The organism is Corynebacterium sp. EPI-003-04-2554_SCH2473622, assembly GCF_001665955.1.
GTDB classification, from domain to species: domain Bacteria; phylum Actinomycetota; class Actinomycetes; order Mycobacteriales; family Mycobacteriaceae; genus Corynebacterium; species Corynebacterium pseudodiphtheriticum.
Genome location: NZ_LZMN01000032.1, coordinates 1 through 3,774, shown reverse-complemented (window position 1 = coordinate 3,774; position 3,774 = coordinate 1). Strand labels below are relative to the sequence as shown.

General features: G+C 62.2%; 5 protein-coding genes. 1 reads left to right on the top strand and 4 read right to left on the bottom strand.

Annotation, left to right across the window (positions count from 1 at the left end; all coding sequences use genetic code 11):
* Positions 1-160 precede the first annotated feature (160 nt).
* Genes A5774_RS02545 through A5774_RS02535 form a run of 3 tightly spaced genes read right to left on the bottom strand, consistent with a single transcriptional unit; the run spans position 161 to position 1,597 of the window.
* Positions 161-385 carry a hypothetical protein gene (locus tag A5774_RS02545; protein WP_021352757.1) on the bottom strand — a complete coding sequence of 75 codons (225 nt, stop codon included), beginning with the start codon at positions 383-385 and terminating at the stop codon, positions 161-163.
* A 57-nt stretch (positions 386-442) separates the two neighbouring features.
* Entirely contained in the window at positions 443-1,090 is a 648-nt protein-coding gene (locus A5774_RS02540; RefSeq protein ID WP_082936069.1) for a nucleoside deaminase, read from the bottom strand.
* A gap of 12 nt (positions 1,091-1,102) precedes the next feature.
* Entirely contained in the window at positions 1,103-1,597 is a 495-nt protein-coding gene (locus A5774_RS02535; RefSeq protein WP_064833227.1) for a tRNA adenosine deaminase-associated protein, read from the bottom strand.
* Positions 1,598-1,636: 39 nt separating this feature from the next.
* On the opposite strand from A5774_RS02535, the gene A5774_RS02530 reads away from it, so the two are divergent.
* Positions 1,637-2,665: a prephenate dehydrogenase gene (locus tag A5774_RS02530; RefSeq protein WP_024272738.1), complete on the top strand. Its 1,029-nt coding sequence runs from the start codon at positions 1,637-1,639 to the stop codon at positions 2,663-2,665.
* On the opposite strand, the gene A5774_RS02525 is transcribed toward A5774_RS02530, so the two are convergent.
* Positions 2,662-3,774 (bottom strand): acyl-CoA dehydrogenase family protein (locus tag A5774_RS02525; RefSeq protein WP_255364699.1); only part of this gene is annotated, 1,113 nt, incomplete at its 5' end. The genes A5774_RS02530 and A5774_RS02525 overlap by 4 nt on opposite strands.

Genomic DNA, 3,774 nt, shown 5'->3' with positions numbered 1-3,774 from the left:
ACCCACCATTTGTAAAAATGCACCAAGATTCCTATTTGCCAGCCGTCACCCCGCCCCAAACACGCAAAAACCGCCCGCCGCACACGGTGCACAATGCACCGCACGCGAACGGGCGGAAACCCCGGCCAGCAAAGCTAACCGGGTGTTTTAAGCAGACAATTTACTTGTCGTCGGTCAGCTTGCCGAGGGTCTCGGAAGCCTTGTCCTTCAGGTCACCAGCCTTGTCTTCGACCTTGTCCTTGGCGTCGTTAGCGGTGCCCTTAGCCTCAGCAGCTGCAGCCTCGCCCTTGCCTTCGTTCTTCATCTGGTCGTTGTCGAAAACCTCGCCAACGATCTCTTTGCCCTTAGCCTTAGCCTTATCCAGGAAGCTTTCTGCATCAGCCATAATCTTTTCCCTCCTAGGAAACGTTTGTGAAGCTAACAGGAACCACTGTACCGGAGATCACCGCCGCAAGTCTGAAAAGAAGCTGTGAATTAGCCGCTGACTTTCGTATTCTGCCACCCCGCCGCGGACTTCCGGCACGTACAAGGCTCCGGGCGCGCGCACCGCATCCACGTATGACCCGCACGCCCCGGTTTTCGGTTCCCACGCGCCAAACACGATGCTGCCCACCCGCGCAGCCACGGCCGCTCCAGCGCACATCACGCAGGGTTCCAGGGTGACCACGAGCTCGCAGTCCTCTAGACGCCAGCGCCCGAGTTTTTCTGCCGCCGCACGCAGCGCCAGCACTTCGGCGTGCGCGGTGGGGTCATTGTCCGCTTGCCGACGGTTGGTGGCCGCCGCGATCGGTGTGCCGCTTGGGCCAAACACGACTGCCCCGACGGGGATGTCCCCGGCCGGGGTGTCGCGCGCGGCTGCAAGAGCACGGTCCATGCGGGAACGGGCGCGCGTGAGCGCGGATTGCTCTGGGAGCACCCGGGTTGGCGCTGTGCCGCCATCCGCTGAACGCGCCCCTGCGACACCATCCGCTGAACGCGCCCCTGCGACACCATCCGCTGAACGCGCCCCTGCGTCATCAAGCACCCGGCGTGGCGATGCGCCCGCCGCTGCGTCGCCAGGCACCGCGTCCGCCGCTGCGTCGTCAAGCACGAAACGGGCCCTCTAATCCAGCCCGGTGACGTCCAGGAATTCTTCGTCAAAGCCGAGCTCTTCGGCGATGCGCACCAGCTGGTCGCTGGGGGATTCGTCCAGGTTGTCGGTCATGACCTCCAGCATCTGCTCGGAAACACCGAGGTCAGCGAGTATCGCGAAGTCGCCGTCGGCCCAGCCTTCGATCTCGTCGAGTTCTTCCACCGCGATATCCGGCACGTCGATGTCCATGCGGTCCAGCACGGAGGCGGCGAAGTCGTCGTCGACGGCCATCGTGGCGTCGGAAAGCAGCAGCCGCACCCCGCCGGGCGTGGGGCGGACCAGCACGAAGTAGTCGTCGTCAATGCAGAGCATCGCGAAAGCGGCCGATTCCGAACGCAGATTGCGCACCTGGGTGATGGACGTGTCGATGTCGTCGAAATCATCCGCGTAGCTGCGCACAGTCCAGGCGCCATCGACGGTGGTGACGACGACGGAGAAGCTCGGGCCAAAATCTTGCTGGTTCATACCTCGTGAGACTAGTCGCATTCTGGCAAAATTGATACCGTGCTATCCTCCAGAATTTCGCGTCCAGTGTGTTTAGTCGGTCTCGGGCTGATCGGAGGTTCTTTGCTGCGCGATTTAGTCGCAGCTGGCGATACCGCCTATGGCTATAACCGCTCGACGTCCGGCGCGCGTAAGGCTGTGTCGGAAGGCTATGACGTTTCCGACGATTTACCGCGTGTGCTGCGTCGGGCGGAGGAAGACAATGCGCTGATCGTCGTCGCGGTGCCCATGTTTGCGGTGGGCGCGGTGTTGGATCAAATCGCGGAATACGCCCCCAGCTGCGGCATCAGCGATGTCGTGAGTGTGAAGTGGGAGGTGTATGCGGAGATCCGTAAGCGTGGCATGGAAGCGCGCTATGTCGGTGGGCATCCGATGGCGGGAACCTCAGAGTCGGGGTGGAATGCCTCACGCAAAGGTTTGTTTGAGCGCGCCACCTGGGCAATTACCTATGACTACGCTGATCAGCAACAAAAAAATGGCCAGCCCATTGATGCGGGCTGGATTGAGCTGTTTACCGACGTCGTGCGCATGGCCAGCGCCACCGGTGCCGAGGCGATCCCAGCGCGGGTGGTCAATCACGATCACGCCGTCGCCCGGGTTTCACATTTGCCGCATTTGATGGCGTTGGCGTTGTCGGTGACCGGCGATAACGGTGGGATTTTGGCGCAGTCGCTGGCTGCGGGTTCGTTTAAAGACGCCACGCGCGTGGCAGGCACGAACCCAGAATTGATTCAGGCGATGTGTGAAACGAACTCCGTGGCGCTGTGCGAGGCGCTGGAAGAAGCGATCGAGTTATTAGCCGAAGCCCACGACACGCTGTCGCAGGATCCGCCGTCGATCCGTGAGCTCGCCGTAGCGGGTAACCGGGCACGGCGCCGTTTGGAGGCACGCACTGGCGCGCGCCGTGAGTCGGTGTCGCCGGTGAAGATTTCCTCGCGCCCGGTGTTGCGGTTCCATCCGGGTTCACCGGGCTGGGTGAACCAGCTCCGGCAAACGGAATCGACCGGCGGCCGGATGGAGATTTTTTAGGCTTTGTTATCGCCGCCGTCGACGCCACCGTCGTTCAGCATTGGCACGTTCCATACGCTCTTCGGGGTGGCGAAGGCCTCAGAAAGCACCTGCGACCATGGGCCCAGGGAATCCACGAGGTCGTTAATGGCGGCGCGGGCGGCTTTCACGCGGCCGGATGGCAGCATGTTGTGCTCCTGGTACCAACCGGCGTGTTTGATCAACAGGTCGAAGAAGAACAAGCTGCGGACCTGCTCGAATACCTGGCGGGCGGCCGAGCCTTCTGGCAGTTCCAGTTCGGCTTCCACCATGGTGCGCATCAGCAGCGAGTCGACGTGCGCCCAGGACACAGCAATCAGGTGGTCCTGGGTCTTGTCGACGATCTCAGCGGCCTCAGCTCGGTCTGCCTTGCGGGCTGGGGCGATGCGTCGCACCAGCGAGCGCAGCACGGCCTGTTCACGGTCTTCGATGAGCTTGACCTGGTAACCGGCGTCAAACAGCGAGTCCTCGTCGCGGTTGGAGACCAGATCGATGACGGACTGCACGCCGGAACGGATGCCAGTGCGGCGACGGACGGTATCGGCAGCAGTTTCCACGCCGTATTTGACCATGTCCCACGGGGAAAGGTCCTGCATATCGCGGCCGAAGGCGGTCAGCAGATGTTTGCCCACCATCTGGATCAGCACCGTGTTGTCGCCTTCGAAGGTGGAGTAAATGTCGGCGTCGGCACGCAGGGTGGTCAGCAGATTTTCGGACATATATCCGGCGCCACCGCAGGCTTCACGCATTTCTTGCAGCGTCTTGTTCGCGTGCTCGGTGGATGCGGCCTTGACGGCGGCAGCCAGCGATTCCATCTCGCGGGAGGCAAACAGCTGTTCCTCGGTGGGGTCAGTGACCGACCACTGTCCGCTGGCCTGCTTATTCAGCATGTCGTCGTAGCGTTCCAGAATGCGGTTTTGCAGCAGCGTCAGCGCGTAAGTGCGCGCCAGCGGGATGAGCAAACGGCGGCGGTGTTGACGGTAATCAATCAGTCGCTTTTCGACGCCCTTTTCGCCACCTTCGAACTGGCGACGGCGGTTGGCGTAGCGGATGGCGATGTCGCTGGCGGTGCGGGTGGCTGCCAGACCGGC

Coding starts and splice junctions, on each gene's coding strand:
- A5774_RS02545 (WP_021352757.1), bottom strand. CDS start 385: ATGGCTGATGCAGAAAGCTTCCTGGATAAGGCTAAGGCTAAGGGCAAA.
- A5774_RS02535 (WP_064833227.1), bottom strand. CDS start 1,597: ATGAACCAGCAAGATTTTGGCCCGAGCTTCTCCGTCGTCGTCACCACC.